This is a genomic window from Aliivibrio thorii, assembly GCF_057368585.1.
The window spans coordinates 1301804-1319411 of record NZ_CM170654.1 but is presented as its reverse complement, the minus strand read 5'-3'; the positions used below and the strand labels follow the sequence as shown (position 1 = coordinate 1319411).

14 protein-coding genes and 1 riboswitch are annotated in these 17608 nt (G+C 39.3%); of the genes, 9 read left to right on the top strand and 5 right to left on the bottom strand.

Features of this window, described 5'->3' with window-relative positions:
- Nucleotides 1-4: 4 nt before the first annotated feature.
- Entirely contained in the window at nucleotides 5-433 is a 429-nt protein-coding gene (locus AC2IP4_RS05910) for a hypothetical protein (protein WP_486306534.1), read from the bottom strand.
- Between the two features lie 460 nt (nucleotides 434-893).
- On the opposite strand from AC2IP4_RS05910, the gene rbsD reads away from it, so the two are divergent.
- The 6 genes from rbsD (at nucleotide 894) to AC2IP4_RS05880 (ending at nucleotide 7020) form a co-directional block, all read left to right on the top strand.
- The gene (gene rbsD / locus AC2IP4_RS05905; protein WP_375322557.1) at nucleotides 894-1313 is read left to right on the top strand and encodes a D-ribose pyranase; all 420 of its coding nucleotides are present in this window, start codon (nucleotides 894-896) and stop codon (nucleotides 1311-1313) included.
- 12 nt (nucleotides 1314-1325) lie between these two features.
- Nucleotides 1326-2840 carry a ribose ABC transporter ATP-binding protein RbsA gene (rbsA, locus tag AC2IP4_RS05900; protein ID WP_486310665.1) on the top strand — a complete coding sequence of 505 codons (1515 nt, stop codon included), beginning with the start codon at nucleotides 1326-1328 and terminating at the stop codon, nucleotides 2838-2840.
- Entirely contained in the window at nucleotides 2837-3823 is a 987-nt protein-coding gene (rbsC, locus tag AC2IP4_RS05895; protein WP_060991147.1) for a ribose ABC transporter permease, read from the top strand. The genes rbsA and rbsC overlap by 4 nt, the downstream gene beginning before the upstream one ends.
- Nucleotides 3824-3962: 139 nt before the next feature.
- On the top strand, nucleotides 3963-4844 hold the full coding sequence (gene rbsB, locus AC2IP4_RS05890; protein ID WP_486306536.1) for a ribose ABC transporter substrate-binding protein RbsB: 882 nt from the start codon (nucleotides 3963-3965) through the stop codon (nucleotides 4842-4844).
- A 181-nt stretch (nucleotides 4845-5025) separates the two neighbouring features.
- Nucleotides 5026-5943, top strand: coding sequence for a ribokinase (gene rbsK, locus AC2IP4_RS05885; protein WP_375322560.1), 918 nt, complete (start codon nucleotides 5026-5028; stop codon nucleotides 5941-5943).
- 75 nt (nucleotides 5944-6018) lie between these two features.
- Nucleotides 6019-7020 carry a substrate-binding domain-containing protein gene (locus tag AC2IP4_RS05880; RefSeq protein WP_105054874.1) on the top strand — a complete coding sequence of 334 codons (1002 nt, stop codon included), beginning with the start codon at nucleotides 6019-6021 and terminating at the stop codon, nucleotides 7018-7020.
- 70 nt (nucleotides 7021-7090) lie between these two features.
- On the opposite strand, the gene AC2IP4_RS05875 is transcribed toward AC2IP4_RS05880, so the two are convergent.
- Complete coding sequence (locus AC2IP4_RS05875; RefSeq protein WP_105054875.1) at nucleotides 7091-7945, bottom strand: DNA ligase; 855 nt, start codon at nucleotides 7943-7945, stop codon at nucleotides 7091-7093.
- A gap of 352 nt (nucleotides 7946-8297) precedes the next feature.
- Here AC2IP4_RS05875 and AC2IP4_RS05870 point away from each other — a divergent pair, with 352 nt between their 5' ends.
- Nucleotides 8298-10958, top strand: coding sequence for an ExeM/NucH family extracellular endonuclease (locus tag AC2IP4_RS05870; RefSeq protein WP_486310664.1), 2661 nt, complete (start codon nucleotides 8298-8300; stop codon nucleotides 10956-10958).
- Nucleotides 10959-11051: 93 nt separating this feature from the next.
- Here AC2IP4_RS05870 and AC2IP4_RS05865 read toward each other — a convergent pair whose 3' ends face one another.
- The 3 genes from AC2IP4_RS05865 to AC2IP4_RS05855 form a co-directional block, all read right to left on the bottom strand.
- Nucleotides 11052-12521 (bottom strand): MATE family efflux transporter, encoded by a 1470-nt coding sequence (locus AC2IP4_RS05865; protein WP_375322562.1) that lies wholly within the window; start codon nucleotides 12519-12521, stop codon nucleotides 11052-11054.
- A gap of 143 nt (nucleotides 12522-12664) precedes the next feature.
- Nucleotides 12665-13411 carry a hypothetical protein gene (locus AC2IP4_RS05860; protein ID WP_486310663.1) on the bottom strand — a complete coding sequence of 249 codons (747 nt, stop codon included), beginning with the start codon at nucleotides 13409-13411 and terminating at the stop codon, nucleotides 12665-12667.
- Nucleotides 13412-13486: 75 nt separating this feature from the next.
- Nucleotides 13487-13645 (bottom strand): hypothetical protein, encoded by a 159-nt coding sequence (locus AC2IP4_RS05855; protein WP_105054879.1) that lies wholly within the window; start codon nucleotides 13643-13645, stop codon nucleotides 13487-13489.
- Nucleotides 13646-13946: 301 nt separating this feature from the next.
- Nucleotides 13947-14052, top strand: a riboswitch (glycine riboswitch).
- 96 nt (nucleotides 14053-14148) lie between these two features.
- On the opposite strand from AC2IP4_RS05855, the gene AC2IP4_RS05850 reads away from it, so the two are divergent.
- Nucleotides 14149-15531, top strand: a complete 1383-nt coding sequence (locus AC2IP4_RS05850) for an alanine/glycine:cation symporter family protein (protein WP_486310662.1) — start codon at nucleotides 14149-14151, stop codon at nucleotides 15529-15531.
- A 381-nt stretch (nucleotides 15532-15912) separates the two neighbouring features.
- On the top strand, nucleotides 15913-17598 hold the full coding sequence (locus AC2IP4_RS05845; RefSeq protein ID WP_375322565.1) for a mechanosensitive ion channel family protein: 1686 nt from the start codon (nucleotides 15913-15915) through the stop codon (nucleotides 17596-17598).
- Nucleotides 17599-17608: the final 10 nt, after the last annotated feature.

Here is a 17608-nt window from a genome sequence, read left to right as displayed (position 1 = left end):
TGATTTAGTGTTCAGTCACTGTATAAGTAAGCATGTTCTGTCTACCTATAGGTTCATTCACTCCCGATATCTGAGTAAATATTGCCATACCATAAGTATTTGTTAAGCATTTAAAAAGAACAGAATGAGAAGGTTTAGTTAAAGGGAATTGCTCATCTCCAAAATAAATCCCAATACCATTATCTTTGTCTAATACCTTATAAGTATAACTACCATTAAAAGGACCTAATTCTCTATTAAGAAATTCAGTCACATACTTTTCATTAGAATACGTTACTTTAACAATAGCACCTGCATTAGAATTTAAAGTAGAGTAAGTAGGATCAACGACATTAATAAATGTCATATTTTCTAAAGTGTCAGGAACCGAACAATTTGCGAAAGTGAATCCTGAAAATGTCATTAGTAACATCGTAATGTGTTTTTTTAGCATAAAATTATTCCCTTTAATATTTTATAATAATCCGCCCCATCATGGGAACGATACCAATAGGAATATATATCATTTATATGCTTTACAACTATAGTGTATGTCTATAATTGCTGTGAGACATTTGCTATATTTATGATAAGTGTCAACTATTACAAAAAACTAATGGCTAATCAGTTAAATTGAAACTCTCCCTTCTCTATTTATCATGAGAATTTAAATGAAAGGCTTTGTGTTAAAAATAATTTAAGTCTTACCAAGGTTGAATAATAAAAATTTGCGCCAGATCTCTTATTCGGTCTTTCATCAATTAGATTTCTGCGTTTGATCACACTTAGTTACATTCCTTGATGCAAAGTGATATTTCTTGCTCTAAATTCACCATCGAAACGTTTACGCAAACGTTTCGATGAGCATTAAATAAGCAGTATGTGTTCATTATTAATTAACTAAAGGTATTCTCATGAAGAAAAATACACTACTAAATGCTGAGTTATCGTATGTAATCGCCACGCTTGGCCATACTGATGAAATTACGATTTGTGATGCAGGCTTGCCTGTTCCAGAAGACTCACAACGAATCGATTTGGCATTAGTTCAGGGAATACCAACCTTTATTGATACCGTAAAAGCAACGCTTGCTGAAATGCAAATTGAAGGCGTGGTTGTTGCTGAAGAATTCAAAACCGTTAGCCCACAATTACATGATGCGCTAATGAGCCTAATTCACCTTGAGGAAGAACTGCGTGGTAAGCCAATCACGGTTTCATATACTCCTCATGAAGAATTCAAAGTCCATACTCGTAACAGCAAAGCCATTGTTCGCACAGGTGAATGCACTCCTTACGCTAACGTGATTTTCCAATCTGGCGTTGTATTTTAAATAGGACACGTTATGACTCAAGCTATCTTAGAATTAAACGGCATTGAGAAAGCCTTCCCCGGTGTTAAAGCACTGGATGGCGCTTGTCTTAATGTCTATCCCGGCAAAGTTATGGCCTTAATGGGCGAAAATGGCGCGGGTAAATCAACCTTAATGAAATCATTAACCGGCATTTACGCAATGGATGCAGGTGAAATTCGCTACGAAGGAAAAGCCGTTAACTTTAATGGACCTAAGCATTCTCAAGAATCTGGTATCAGTATTATTCACCAAGAACTTAATCTTATTCCTGAACTGACCATTGCTGAGAACATCTTTTTAAGCCGTGAGAAAACCAATGCATTTGGTGGCATCAAATGGGCTGAAATGTACAGTGATGCCGACGCCCTACTTAAACGCTTAAATGTAAAACACCACTCTCGTCAGCTATTAGGTGAACTGAGTTTAGGTGAACAACAAATGGTTGAGATTGCCAAAGCACTGTCATTCAAATCTAAAGTTATCATTATGGATGAACCGACAGATGCATTAACAGACACTGAAACTGAATCTCTATTTAAAGTGATTAATGAGCTTCGTGATGAAGGTTGCGGCATTGTTTATATCTCACACCGTCTAAAAGAGATCTTCGAGATCTGTGATGATATTACCGTGCTTCGTGATGGTAAATTCATTGGTGAAAGAGTCGTTGCCGAGATTGATGAAGACATACTTATCGAAATGATGGTAGGCCGTCGTTTAGATGAGCAATACCCTCGAATTGAAGTTCAACACGGTGAAAAATCTCTAGAACTTATCGATGTATCTGGTCCTGGTGTTCATAATGTTAGCTTCTCATTAGATCGCGGAGAAATCCTTGGGGTCTCAGGTTTAATGGGCGCTGGTCGTACTGAATTGATGAAAATCATCTACGGTGCAGAGCCAATGACATGCGGCGTTATCAAGCTAAACAACAAGATGATTAACCCAATCTCACCTCGTGATGGATTGGCAAACGGCATCGCTTATATCTCTGAAGATCGCAAAGGTGATGGACTTGTTTTAGGTCTATCAGTTAAAGAAAACATGTCTTTATGCTCACTCGATAAATTATCGAAAGGGGTTCAATTAGATCACTACGCAGAAGTCACTGCTGTCGAAGATTTCATTCGTCTCTTTAACATTAAGACCCCTACTCGTGATCAAATCATTGGTAATTTATCTGGCGGAAATCAACAAAAAGTAGCAATTGCTAAAGGCTTGATGACTCGCCCTAAAGTGTTGATCTTAGATGAACCGACACGTGGTGTTGATGTTGGCGCAAAGAAAGAGATCTACCAACTAATTAACCAATTTAAAGCAGAAGGCATGAGTATTATTTTGGTCTCATCTGAAATGCCTGAAGTATTAGGAATGAGTGATCGCATTTTAGTTATGCATGAAGGCCATATCAGTGGCGAATTTATGGCAAAAGATGCCGATCAAGAAAAATTACTGGCTTGTGCAGTGGGTAAAACTGTTGAGCAAAACGTCGAGGTAACAGCATGAGCACTAAATCTATGACTCCAGCAGAATCACAACAAAAGAAAGGCGGCATCTTCTCTAAAGAATGGCTGATTGAACAAAAATCATTAATCGCGCTATTGCTTTTGATTGTCGTGGTTTCTTTTTTGAATGACAACTTTTTCACTGTCGACAATATCTTAAACATCTTACGTCAAACCTCGGTTAACGCGATCATCGCAGTAGGTATGACATTGGTTATCTTAACCGCAGGTATCGATTTAAGTGTTGGCTCTGTATTAGCCCTTTGTGGTGCCTTTGCTGCAACCATGATTGGTCTTGAAATTCCGGTAATGATTGCGGTTCCTACTGCACTGCTTGCAGGTGCTGCTCTGGGTGCAATCAGCGGTATCATTATCGCTAAAGGTAAGGTTCAAGCCTTTATCGCAACGCTAGTAACAATGACGTTATTACGTGGTGTGACAATGGTTTACACCGAAGGTCGCCCTATTTCAACAGGCTTTACTGATGTTGCAGATAGCTTTGCATGGTTCGGTACAGGTTATGCACTTGGCATCCCAGTTCCAATCTGGTTGATGGTTATTGTATTTGCATCAGTATGGTACTTACTCAATCACACACGCTTTGGTCGTTATGTTTACGCACTGGGTGGCAATGAATCAGCAACACGTTTATCTGGTATCAATGTGGATCGCGTTAAAATCGGTGTTTACGCTATTTGTGGTCTACTTGCAGCACTGGCTGGTTTAATCGTAACGTCTCGTCTTTCTTCAGCTCAACCAACAGCAGGTATGGGTTATGAGCTAGATGCTATCGCAGCGGTAGTTCTTGGCGGTACAAGCCTAGCGGGTGGTAAAGGTCGCATTATGGGTACTTTAGTTGGTGCTCTGATTATCGGCTTCTTGAACAACGCACTAAACCTATTAGATGTTTCTTCTTACTACCAAATGATTGCCAAAGCTGTGGTTATCTTGCTGGCAGTACTAGTGGACAACAAAAACAAGTAATACCTAATAATTATATAATCAAGCATATTTTAAATAACGATACCCCTATAAATTCGTTTGCTGTTTAAAACAAGAATAGGCACAACCAGACGTACCATGTTTGACTTGTGCCGCCCTACACCCTTATAAGGAATATAGAATGAAAAAGTTAGCAACCCTAATCTCTGCAGCACTACTTTCTGCCTCTTTTGCATCAACAGCTTCGGCTCAAGATACAATGGCGATGGTCGTCTCTACTTTAAACAACCCATTCTTTGTGACCATGAAAGAAGGCGCTGAAGCAAAAGCAAAAGACCTAGGCTACAAACTGATTGTTCTGGATTCTCAAAATGATCCAAGTAAAGAGCTTTCAAACATTGAAGATCTTACGGTTCGTGGTGTAAAAGCAATTCTAATTAACCCAACAGATTCTGACGCGGTATCAAATGCGATTCGTATGGCTAACCGCTCTGGCATCCCTGTATTAACGCTTGACCGTGGTGCAAGCCGTGGTGACGTAGTGAGCCATATTGCTTCAGATAACGTTGCTGGTGGCGAAATGGCCGGTAAATACATCATGGAAAAAGTGGGCGAAAAAGCACGCGTTATCCAACTTGAAGGTATTGCAGGTACATCGGCTGCGCGTGAGCGTGGTGAAGGCTTCATGAAAACGGTTGATAATGGCGATCTGACTCTACTTGGTAGCCAACCTGCTGATTTTGACCGTACTAAAGGTCTTAACGTAATGGAAAACATGATTGCAGCAAACCCTGATGTTCAAGCGGTATTTGCTCAAAATGATGAAATGGCGTTAGGTGCTCTACGTGCTGTTCAAGCATCAGGTAAAGAGGTATTAATCGTAGGTTTTGATGGCACAGAAGATGGTATTGCAGCGGTTAATCGTGGCCTACTTAGTGCAACTATCGCACAACAACCAGACCTAATCGGTGCACTTGGTGTTGAAACTGCCGTTAAGGTACTTAAAGGCGAAACTGTTGAAAAATACATCCCTGTTGACCTGAAAGTTATCGCAAAAAAATAAGATAGCTTAATAAATAAAACTGGGGCATTGATACGCTCACAACTAAATTGTATCGATGCTCCACTCTTCTCAGAAGAGTAAAAATACACATAAAACGTATCGTTAAATGAAGTAAAGAAAAAACATTTACCCATAGGTTTTAAGACCACATTCCGGTCACAGATAAGAAACAAGGCACATTATGAATAAATTAGTTGTTTTAGGTAGCGTAAACGCAGACCACGTCCTTCAAGTTGCTTCTTTCCCTCGCCCTGGCGAGACGTTACACGGTCACAGCTATTCTGTTATTCCTGGAGGTAAAGGCGCAAACCAAGCCGTTGCTGCTGCTCGTTTAGGTGCTGATATCGCATTTATCGCAAGCGTAGGTGACGACAGCTTTGGTCACCAAATGATCGAAGCATTTAAAATCGATGGCATTAATACCCAAGCCGTAATGATAGAAGAAAACACCCCAACAGGCATTGCAATGATCCAAGTGGCTGCAACGGGTGAAAACAGCATCTGTATCTCTGCTGAAGCGAACGCACGACTAACGGCAGATCGTATCGCTCCTCACCACGGATTAATCGAAGCAGCTGATACCCTATTAATGCAGCTTGAAACACCTATTAAAACTATAGAAAAAGCAGCACAAATTGCAAAATCAGCAGGCACAAAGGTTGTATTAAACCCTGCCCCTGCTCACCAATTAAGTGATGACTTATTACAACTTGTTGATATGATTACGCCTAATGAAACAGAAGCTGAATTACTAACAGGCATTGAAGTGACAGATATGACAAGTGCACAACAGGCTGCCGACGCGCTTCATGCTAAAGGCATTGAAACAGTGATGATTACTCTGGGTAGCAAAGGGGTATGGATCAGCCAAGATGGTAAAGGCCGTCAAGTTGAAGGTTTTAGAGTTCAAGCAACTGACACAACAGGTGCCGGTGATACTTTTAATGGCGCGTTCTTAACAGGATTACAATCTGGTCGCAAATTAGATGATGCCATTAAATTCGCTCATGCCGCCGCCGCTATTTCAGTTACACGAATGGGTGCTCAAACGTCTATTCCTTCTATTACAGAAGTAGAACGTTTTTTACTAGAACATTAATACCGATTTTGATGTCTTTATGAGCAAAATACCTTTGTGATTTGCTCATAAAGACATAAATAAAGGATTGAATTTATGGCAACAATCAAAGATGTAGCCAAGCATGCAGGAGTTTCAACTTCTACCGTCAGTCATGTATTAAACAAAACACGTTTTGTCAGTGAAGACATCTCAGAGCGTGTTGCGCTTGCTGTTACAGAGCTAAACTATGCACCTTCAGCACTCGCTCGTAGCTTAAAAGTCAATCATACAAAAACCTTTGGTATGCTAGTTACTACCTCTACCAACCCTTTCTTTGGTGAAGTCGTAAAAGGCGTAGAAAGACGTTGCTATGAAATGGGCTATAACCTTATTTTATGCAACACCGAGGGCGATGCACAACGAGTTCATTCAAGCTTAGATACCCTACTACAAAAGCGTGTTGATGGCTTATTATTGATGTGTACTGAGATTGAAAACCAAGTACTTGAGTTGTTCTCTCGTTACCAAGCGGTTCCAACCGTTGTGATGGATTGGGGCTTAATTGATTTTCCAAGTGATAAAATCCAAGATAACTCGCATCATGGCGGCTATTTAGCAACAAAGCACCTGATTGAACAGGGCCACACTGAAATCGGTTGTTTAACAGGCCCTCTTAATAAACTCCAAGCACAACAGCGTTTAAGTGGGTTTGTGCAAGCGATGGAAGAGTCTGGATTAGAAATCAACAAACAATGGATTGCGTCAGGAAACTTTGAGTGTGAAGGTGGTGAAAGTGCATTTAATGAACTTCATGCAAGAGGAAAGCTACCAACAGCCCTATTTGTGTCTAATGACATGATGGCAATGGGTATGATCAATTGTGCGAGTAAGAAAGGAATTTCAGTTCCTAACGACATTTCTATTGTCGGTTACGATGATATAAAGATGGCAAAATACATCACGCCATCATTGACGACAATTCATCAACCAAAACATCGTTTAGGCCAACAAGCTGTTGATTCTCTATTAGAAAAAATTGCAACAAAATCAGAAACCAACCGAGTGTTTCAGTTAGAGCCAACTCTTATGATTCGTGATAGCGTTAAAGCTTTATAGGCCCGTATCTTTTTATAAATGCACATATATCCTGTAAAAATAGAGCCACCCTTCCCCCCGAGGCGCTCTATTAATACCCTTCTCGTACTGCAATATATCTCGCAAACTTAGGGATACCACTGTCTGTAAACCCATTGTAGCGATAGGTCACTTGAGCGCCTAGCTCTGGTGGATTCTCTCTCACAGCAAGTGTTAAACCACTGCCAATTTTAAATTCTTTTCCATTAGGCATTCTTAATATCAATGCCCCAACCATTCCTTTGAATTTTCCTTTCCCATCGGTGTAACCAACAATAATCGCTTCATCATCTTGATGTTTTTTTACTTTAATTAAATCATCACTACGCCCCGGACGATACTCTTCCTCAAGTTTTCTTAACATCAGCCCTTCACCATTTTGGGCAGAAATCACTTCTAATGCTTTTAAAAGAGCTTCTTCTGTACTGATAGGATAATGCTCAACTAATTTCAAATGGGGACGATTTAATGTATTCACTAACGCTTCAAGTTCATAATAACGTTTAGGAAACATGCCTGCCGACTGTGGTAAATCAAACATCATAAAACGAATATCAGCCCACTGTTTATCATCAGGTTGGCTATCAAGAACTGTTCTTGCTACGTGTTGAAATCCTCCTCGACCAGCCCATAACTCACCATCAATAGCATAATCAGGTAGTGATTCAATAAACCAATCAGGAGCCACAATAGTATGCCCTTTACGAGTAAGTAATTCACTTCCAGTCCAATAAGCCCTTATCCCATCTAGTTTTTCACTTACCCAATACGCATCAATATCGATTCCTTGCTCATAGCTGTTCGCTAATGAAACCGCAATAGACGCAATGTTTGGCTCATCATGTGAAAAAACAGGAGTCGACATTAACCCTATGGAAATCAAAATAGAAAGAGTGGTCTTCTTCATTAAAATGCGCCTATAAATAGTGATGGTTTTTTATAATTACATGCCAATCAGAGTTTCATTAGCTCTTTTTATTATAAATTCATACAGTTTCGACTCATGCCAAAAATCAATGTAAGTGTTAGAACTAATAACTTTCAATTAATCTTATACCATAGATACCTGTCTAAATATCCACTATTACCGATCTTGTTATTTAATTGACCTATGCCAAATTTACACCTTTTCAAAACGATTTAGATCTCAGTCTTAATGCAAAGGTAATGAATATGACATATCAATATGAGAGCTTTTAACAATAAATATTATAAATAAATCTTTAATTCATATAACAACAACTATGGAAAGCAGTAAAATGAAAACAACTCAGTTAAAAAGCTCTCTGGCGATGGCAATTGGCTTAGCGATCTCTGGTAATGTTTCTGCAGATATTGTTATTTCTCAATATGTTGAAGGCGGAAGTTACAATAAATCATTAGAGATCAGTAATACAGGAAACAGTCCAGTCTCTCTTTCTGGCTATGTTCTTAAATCTAAATACAACGGATTAAATGAATGGAAAAATGACCTCGATCTATCCGCAATAACACTGAACGCAAAAAGTGTTTATGTGATTTCAAATAGCCGCGCCTCTGATGAAATTAAAACCGTAACCGACAGTATTGAAAGTATCGTCAACCATAATGGCGACGAGACATACATGTTATTTAAAGATGGTACAGAGCATGACCGAATTGGTATTGATGGTGACGTTGATTGGGGCAAAGACAAAAGTTTTGTACGTGCAGTTCAAACGCCAAGTACCACATTTGATGCCAACATGTGGCTTGAAAAACCAAAAGATAACATTGAAGGCTTGGGAGCATACCAAGAAGGCGTAACGCCACCTCCACCGTTTGCTTGTGAAACAGATTCTGGTAATACCCCAACCTTTACAGAGATCAATTCGATTCAAGGTACGGGCGATAAGTCACCATTAATTACAAGTGGATTCATTTCTGATGATGACTATTTTGTGCAAGGTATTGTCACCGCTCGTGGCGAAAGCTTATTAAAAGGCTTTTACCTACAAGGCTTAAATGATGATCATGATTCAAATAGCTCTGAAGGTATTTTTGTCAGTACTGGTAGCGCCCCAGCACAAGATATTCAACCGGGCGCTGTTGTTTGTGTAAAAGCAAAAGTACAAGAATACTACAACCAAACACAACTAAAACCAGACACCAATAACTATCTTGTTCAACGTTCAGTGTCTCCAGTTGCAGTAACAGAACTGATAATTAATGAAGGGGAAACGCTGGCTCAAGCACTAGAACGTCACGAAGGCATGCACGTTAAATTAACCTCTCATTCCGATCTACGTATCACACGAAACTTTAGCTTTGATTACGATAGCAAGCGCAACAACATGATGCTTTCTCATGGTGAGCCTCTATTTAAACCTACTCAACTGTTCGCAGCAGAAAGTACTGAAGCAATTCAATTAGCGAAAGATAACGCTAACCGCCAAATTACCATTGAATCAGACAATAAAGCAGCAAACGGAAAAGTCCCTTACTTCCCAGATTTTTCATCTGATATAGATCAAGATGGCAGTGCCGATTCTTACCTTCGTTTAGGCGCTCGTATTGAAGGATTAGAAGGCGTTATTGCTTATTCCTATGACCAATATCGATTAGTCGCGACCAATACAATCACACAAGAAAACATCATTACTAAAGCGTTCAACGCGGATGGCGACACGCTATTCAACGTAGAACGAACTGATGAACCAAGCATTGAAGATGAAGATTTAACCATCACAAGCTTTAACGTTTTAAACTACTTTACGTCAGTGGCAACGGGTGGTGATGCCAACCCAACAGGTCAAAACCGTGGCGCGATAAATGCCGATGACTTTGCGGTGCAACAAGCAAAAATCATTGCCGCTCTAACCGCCATTGATGCAGACATCATTGGTTTAATGGAAGTTGAAAACAACGGCTTTGGTGAAAACAGTGCAATTTATGATCTAACCAAAGCACTAAATGCCAACTTTGAAGATGAAGAAGATCATTATAAATTCGTTGAAATTGAAGCCGCTGATAAATATCAAAGTGAATATTTAGGCTCTGATGCCATTATGGTTGCCCTACTTTACCGTCCTAGCGAAGTGAAACTAGAAGGAAAAGCACGAGTAATCAAAACACCGGAACAACACGTGGCTGAAAACACCGTCACTCGTGATAACAAAGGCACCATTGAGTTTAACCCTGCATATGATAAATACCAACGTCACAGCTTAGTGCAAGAGTTCATTGTTAAAGAAGCAAAAGAGCCTCTAACCGTTGTTGTGAATCACTTAAAATCGAAAGGCTCTGAGTGTATTGAGCAATGGCAGAACTTCGAAGAAGACAGTGATCCTGCCGATCTACAAGGCAACTGTAATCGCTTTAGAGTATCAGCAGCGAAAGCCATTGGTGACGAGTTAAGTACCGTTGAAGGTGATGTACTTATCTTAGGTGATATGAATGCCTATGGCATGGAAGATCCACTACTGACACTGACAGATTACAGCCCTGAAAAATATGACCGCGATATCTTCACAGCCTCATACACTACGTTGGGGAATGATGCCGCAGGTAACCCACTGCCATATGAAGAAATCGGTAGCCAAATTACACAAGGTTATGGGTATTTAAATCTAAATACACTGTTACACGGAACAGAAACTTTCTCTTATACTTACTCAGGTGAATTAGGAAATCTTGATCACGCATTAGCAAATGAATCACTGGCTGATCGAGTCACAGAAATTGAAGATTGGCACATCAATGCCGCAGAAAGTAACTTATTTGAATACAGCCCGAAATACACAGGAGACATGGTGAAATACAAAGATGTGTATTCCGCTTCAGATCACGACCCTATCGTTATCTCACTTGAGTATAAAAAGGCCGCATCATTCAATTTATTCGCTTTAGTTTCTTTATTCGGTTTTGGTTTCTTACGCAGAAAAACAGTTAAAAGAAGCTAATACTCAATACCATAGCAAATAAAATGGTGGCTCTGTATCTCAAATATCAAGCATACAGAGCCACCATCTTTTATGTATTAAACCTTTAACTATTTAGCCAGAAAGAGAAGGGTTTTCTAATTTTTCTTCATTCTCAATACCACTTTGCATTATTACCGCATCATTATTACAAAACGGAGTCATGGTAACGCTAATATCAGCCAATGAATCTTCAGTACATACTTTCTGGCAATGCTCTTTCACCATATAAATAACGTGTGTTCTCAATGCAATAATACTGATAATACCAAACACAACATTACCTAATGCCTGACCATACAATACGCCTAACCCACCAAACCATTGAGCACCAAAATACACAAATGGTAACGTACCAATGGTTGCTTTGCTCAAATTAAGAGCCGTTGAATACAGAGGTTTACCTAAATTATTAAATGAGGTGTTAGCGACAAACATCGCACCATTAAAAATAAAGGTAATTGCCACCACAGTGCAAAACGTAGCCATAATCAAGGCGGCATCACCAACCAAATTAAAGGCACTTATGATTTGATCTTGAAGCACATATAAAATTAAAGATACCCCAATACAGTAGATTGAAGAGAAGAATAGCGAGTTCCTCAATGTATCTTTCACTCTATCGATTCGCTCAGCACCGTAGTTTTGCCCAATAATAGGTCCAACCGCACCTGACATCGCAAAAATAACGGCAAAGGTCACTGGTATTAACCGTCCAATTACCGCAAAGCCGGCAACAAAATCTTCACCAAACGGCGCTAATGTTGACGTAACAATTGCGTTACCAATAGGCGTTGCAGTGTTAGTCACAATAGCAGGCACCGCAATCGTAAAAATAGCCGGAGAATGATGTTTAATATCAGCCCATTTAGGCAAAGAAATCAGTTTATGAGTCACAATTAACGGGTACAGTGAAAAAGCCAATACCGTTGCTCTTGAAATAACAGAAGCAATCGCCGCCCCTTCCACATTCATATTAAACCCAAAGATGAAAATAGGATCTAAAATCGCATTAACAATGCCACCATATAACGTTGCTAGCATCGAACGCTTTGCATCCCCGACCGCCCTTAAACCTGCTCCCGCAGCCATCGCAATTGCAATCAATGGCGTGCTTGGTAAAAGAATCGAAAGATACGCTTGGGCTCGCTCTGCCACAAATCCCTTTGCTCCAATCATTGATAATAATTCAGGGATAAAACAAAACATCGCGATCGTAATAATACTGTTTACGATAAAAGCAATAACAAGCGTACTTGAGGCTAACTGTTTCGCTTTTTCGTTTTCTTTTGCGCCCAGCGCTTTTGATACTAACGCCCCCATCGCAATGGATGAACCAATAGATACCGACGTTGAAAAGAAAATAATTGTCCCAGCAAATCCAATTGCCGCCGCCAATTCAACCTGCCCTAATAAACTAATAAAAAACATGTCTAGTAAATCAACAACAAACAAAGCCATTAACCCAATTGACGCGGTTCCTGACATTACCAAAATATGGCGCATTGTCGAGCCTTGGACAAACTTCGCCGTTTGACTACTCATTCATGTTCTCCTTCAATATCAAACCATACGATGTCATTGTTCTGTGCATCTCCCTAAAAAGCTAATGAAAATTATTATCACTACAAATTGAAGGTATAAAAAAAAGCCACAATATTCTGTAGCTTTTCTTAAAATAAACCGACTTACATGCCTAAATCATCACTGATGCTGTCGATTTCTTTAATATCCATTTGTAAAAGTTGAAGCTCATCGTTGTATCCAGCTATTTGTTTCTTAGCCATTTCTTGACGCTTACATACATCCGATTTTACATCCCAACTCTTACCTTCAAGATAAACAGCACATTCTTTCGATAATTTCTTTTCATTTGATTTAGTCACTTCAATCTTAACTTCTAAATCACTCGCTTCTTCTTTTAGTTGAAGCTGACGCTGAAATAACTGTTTCGCACGGGACAGCATCGTAATTTGCAAATCAACTTGGTTCGTCAATTTATCAATTTGCTTATTTTGTTCTTCAACTTGCATACCTAACGAGGCGTTCTGCGATTTTAACGCGCCCACCTCTTTTTTCATCGATGCTTGTTTCTTTGATTCAGTTACAATTGCTTGATTCTTTTCTTCATCAAGCGTCTTCTTTTGTTCTTCAAGTGCTTGTTGTTTTTCTTGCTCAATCAAAGCGTCAACTTCAGTGCTTTTCACATTTGCTTGCTTTAATTCTGTTTGGTATTGCTTAGTTTTAGCTTCTAACTGAGCATAAGTATCAGACCATTTATTATCTGAAACACTCGACCCAATTAATCCACCTGCAATAACACCAATAATTAGTGTGACTCCGGCAACCCAGTGGCTCGATTTTGATTTTTCTTCAATGATGATGACATCCTCATCATGCTCGTCAGTCGCTCTGGTCTGATTTTCTACACTCACGCGTTAACCCCAAACATTATAGATAGTGAATAGTATAGATTTGTTCTCTACACATTTTGTTAATTATAAGACAACTTATCGGATTAGCTCTGAAACCATGACGTATGCCACATAAACAACCACTCCAATCACCGACGTATACACCACCGACTTTTGGATCTTTTCATTCGCTCTGTACTTAAACAGCAGCGCCGAAAGAGCTAACAATAAAATAATCACAGCAATTCGTAACATAGTACACCTCACTTTTTGTTTATTTTAGCATACTTTAGCCATGTAAATACTTGAGTTATCGTTGTTATTTTGAACAAAGAAACCGATTTCGATCAATTTTTATCTAAATTGTAAATAAAAGTGATGACAAAAAAATGTGACTTGTCTAACATACTCGACTTAGCTACTTCGTAGCTTACAATTTGTTGATCCGATGAAGACTGCAGGAGAGCGGCAATGCCATTATTTGGCAACGCCCACCGAAGAAGTAAATCTTTCAGGTGCCTAGTTCATTTTTATGAATAAGGTGAGGACTGTAGTTGGAGGAATCTCTGGAGAGAGCCGTTAAATCGGCCGCCGAAGGAGCAAGCCCTTATCTGAAAAATGATAAGGGTGAAACTCTCAGGCAAAAGGACAGAGGAGAAAGTGATCCGATTAATCTCGGCTCTATACTATTGCCTATTTTTTGGTTTTGGTACACCACTCTCTCTTCTCCTTACTATATGCTTTATTAAGGGGAAACCATGAACACCATTCACAACACACTTGTTACTATCGATAACTTCATTTGGGGTCCACCTCTATTGATTTTATTAGTGGGTACAGGTATCTACTTTACGTTCCGACTTCGTATTTTCCAATTACGTCATTTACCAACTGCGCTTAAAATGGTCTTCTCAAAAGAAGAAAATCAAAGCATAGGAAAAGGCGACGTGTCCAGCTTTGCTGCCTTATGTACCGCCCTTTCTGCCACGATTGGTACGGGTAATATTGTCGGTGTAGCAACCGCAATTAAAATGGGTGGCCCTGGTGCTCTATTTTGGATGTGGCTTGCTGCGGTATTTGGCATGGCGACAAAATACGCGGAATGTTTACTTGCAGTAAAATATCGAAAAACAGACAGCAAAGGCCAAATGGTTGGCGGACCAATGTATTACATTGAATACGGCATGGGTAATAAATGGCTAGCAAAGCTATTTGCATTATTCGCGTTAGGCGTTGCTTGTTTTGGTATCGGTACTTTCCCGCAAATCAATGCCATTGTTGATTCTGCTCAATTAACAATGAATGCACCAGCTTGGTTAACAGGTACGGTCCTAACTATTTTAGTGGCTATTGTTACTTTAGGCGGTATCCAATCTATTGCAAAAGTCGCTGAAAAAGTCGTCCCAACCATGGCCGTAGTCTATGTTGTTTCTTGTTTAACTGTACTAATCATGCAAGTAGAAGCATTACCAGCAGCGATTCAATTGGTTATCACTTCTGCATTTACTGGTTCAGCCGCTACTGGTGGCTTTGTTGGTGCATCTATCATGCTTGCAATCCAATCAGGTGTCGCTCGTGGTGTGTTCTCAAACGAATCAGGTCTAGGTAGTGCACCTATCGCAGCCGCCGCTGCAAAAACAGATTCTTGTGTGAAGCAAGGTTTAGTCTCAATGACTGGTACCTTCTTTGATACCGTGATTATCTGTACTATGACAGGCTTAACCTTAATTGTTACTGGCGTTTGGCAAGGCGATGCCGCTGGTGCGTTAATGACAACACAAGCTTTTGCTTTAGGCCTAGGTTCTGATCAAATTGGTCCTTACTTAGTTTCTATTGGTTTAATGTTCTTTGCCTTTACCACTATCCTAGGTTGGAACTACTATGGCGAACGTTGTGTGACCTACTTATTCGGTAACAAAGGGGTTCTACCGTACAAAGTCATTTTCATCGCTTTAGTTGCTTCTGGCGCTTATATGAAACTTGATACGATTTGGGTAATTGCTGATATTGTTAACGGATTAATGGCAATACCAAATTTAATAGGCTTAATTGCATTGCGTCATATTATTATTGAAGAAACACACCTTTTCTTTATTAAACAAAAAGATAATGAAGAAGAACCTGTTTTAAATCGTGCTTAACGCTAACTAAAGATGTCTCTACACTCCAAGATAGAGACATCTTGATACATTTATTTAACCTACTTAACAAGCAAAGCCTTATCATTTTGATATACTCACTTAGTACTACTTTACGAGGTGATATATGGAAATATTAACTCTGATACTTGGCTCGGTATTATTGGTTATGGTACTAGGATTCTTCTTTTCCTTTTTCAAAGCCTTAATCATTGAGTATAAAAATCTTAAATAAAAGCATGATGTAACTTAATTAAAGCAGTCTTAGCGGCTGCTTTTTCATTTTTGTGACAACCATTTAAAAAGTTCTCCTGCCACTTTCCTTTATATTTCACTACAATAAGCTTGTTATCTGCTAATTTATTTCAATGCAATAGAGGCTCTATGCGTAATTTTATTTGGTTCCTTCTTATATTCAGTTCTTTCACTTTTGCTAATGAAGCTCAAGATCTGGCTGATTTAAATAAAATTAATAACGAAGTTGCACGATTAAAAAAAGAAGCCTCGTCATTCTCAGGAAGCGATTTAGCGGTTATTAGAGTTCAACAAGTCGATAAAAACAATCAACTTAGAACGGTACTGTCTGATTTAATTAAACGTCATGATGAAGCCACAACCCCCCTCCTAATCAAAGAAGTAGAAGGACAAATAACCTACGCAGAACGCTCTATCGCATACCTTGATAAAGACATAAAAGACAAACAAGACAAATTAGATAACGCCGATATAGAGCAAAAACTTGCTTTACAAAACACATTAAAAGAATCGAGAGATTACTATTACCTCTCGCTTAATGATCAATTAGAAAACTACCAGTGGCTGACGACACTAGGCCAATCTACAGATGCTCAACTTGCAGCCTATAAGCTATTTATTGATCAGAAAATTAAATTCCTTTCAGCATCATTAAGTTTTGATACAAGCCGAGAGCAACTACTTTCAGATCAACTTCAACGTTCTTCTGATTCAGAAAAATCATCACTCACTCTAGAACATCTCTTTTTTGAACGAAAAGCCTCTAACTCAACCTACGGCCTAGCCAAGCTCATAGCCATAGCCGATCAATTGGATATCAATACCACCAATTACAAACGCCAACTGTTTTCTACTACGGGGAATTTAACCGAAGACATTCTCAACTTCCCTGTCATTACCGCTATTGTAAGTAATTGGATCTCATCTGGCAGTAACTGGCTACTTAAACACGCACCAGACCAACTCCTTAAATTCTTTGTTTTCTTCTTAATCCTATTGGCAACACGTTTGCTGGCAAAATTAACTCGTAAAGTCGTATTAAAAGCAGTAGTACAACCTCACTTACGAATGAGTAAATTGATGCAGGACTTCTTTGTCTCTATGTCGAGTAAACTTATTTACTTTATCGGTATTTTGATCGCGTTCTCCAAAGTGGGGTTAGATCTCGCTCCGGTTTTAACTGGTTTTGGTGTCGCCGGTATTATTATTGGTTTCGCATTACAAGACACCCTATCCAACTTTGCCTCAGGCATGATGCTGCTTATCTACCGTCCATTTGATGTTGGTGACCTGGTTGAGGCTGGCGGAGTCTCTGGCAAAGTAAGCTCCATGAGCTTGGTAAATACCACAATCAAAACCTTTGATAACCAAATCATTATCTTACCCAACAGTAAAATTTGGGGAGACGTAATAAAGAACGTAACGCATGAGCGATTACGTCGCGTAGACATGGTATTTGGCATTGGATACGAAGACAGCATTGAAAAAGCAGAAAAAATCCTCGCGGAGATTGTTGATGCTCATCCTGCAGCATTAAAAAAACCAGAACCAAACATTCGTGTTCACGTACTAGGCGCTTCTTCTGTTGATTTTATTGTTCGCCCTTGGGTTAAAACCGATGACTACTGGGACGTCTATTGGGATGTGACTCGTGAAGTGAAATTACGTTTTGATAAAGAAGGGATTTCAATTCCATTTGCACAACAGGATGTGCATGTTCATTTTGCTAAAAAAGACAAAAAACCAAAGAAGCCAAACCCAATAACAGAGAAGATTGGGAATGTAATTGAATCTGTCCGCAATAAAGACAGTTAACCTCCCTCAA

Coding starts and splice junctions, on each gene's coding strand:
- AC2IP4_RS05910 (WP_486306534.1), bottom strand. CDS start 433: ATGCTAAAAAAACACATTACGATGTTACTAATGACATTTTCAGGATTC.
- rbsD (WP_375322557.1), top strand. CDS start 894: ATGAAGAAAAATACACTACTAAATGCTGAGTTATCGTATGTAATCGCC.
- rbsA (WP_486310665.1), top strand. CDS start 1,326: ATGACTCAAGCTATCTTAGAATTAAACGGCATTGAGAAAGCCTTCCCC.
- rbsC (WP_060991147.1), top strand. CDS start 2,837: ATGAGCACTAAATCTATGACTCCAGCAGAATCACAACAAAAGAAAGGC.
- rbsB (WP_486306536.1), top strand. CDS start 3,963: ATGAAAAAGTTAGCAACCCTAATCTCTGCAGCACTACTTTCTGCCTCT.
- rbsK (WP_375322560.1), top strand. CDS start 5,026: ATGAATAAATTAGTTGTTTTAGGTAGCGTAAACGCAGACCACGTCCTT.
- AC2IP4_RS05880 (WP_105054874.1), top strand. CDS start 6,019: ATGGCAACAATCAAAGATGTAGCCAAGCATGCAGGAGTTTCAACTTCT.
- AC2IP4_RS05875 (WP_105054875.1), bottom strand. CDS start 7,945: ATGAAGAAGACCACTCTTTCTATTTTGATTTCCATAGGGTTAATGTCG.
- AC2IP4_RS05870 (WP_486310664.1), top strand. CDS start 8,298: ATGAAAACAACTCAGTTAAAAAGCTCTCTGGCGATGGCAATTGGCTTA.
- AC2IP4_RS05865 (WP_375322562.1), bottom strand. CDS start 12,521: ATGAGTAGTCAAACGGCGAAGTTTGTCCAAGGCTCGACAATGCGCCAT.
- AC2IP4_RS05855 (WP_105054879.1), bottom strand. CDS start 13,645: ATGTTACGAATTGCTGTGATTATTTTATTGTTAGCTCTTTCGGCGCTG.
- AC2IP4_RS05850 (WP_486310662.1), top strand. CDS start 14,149: ATGAACACCATTCACAACACACTTGTTACTATCGATAACTTCATTTGG.
- AC2IP4_RS05845 (WP_375322565.1), top strand. CDS start 15,913: ATGCGTAATTTTATTTGGTTCCTTCTTATATTCAGTTCTTTCACTTTT.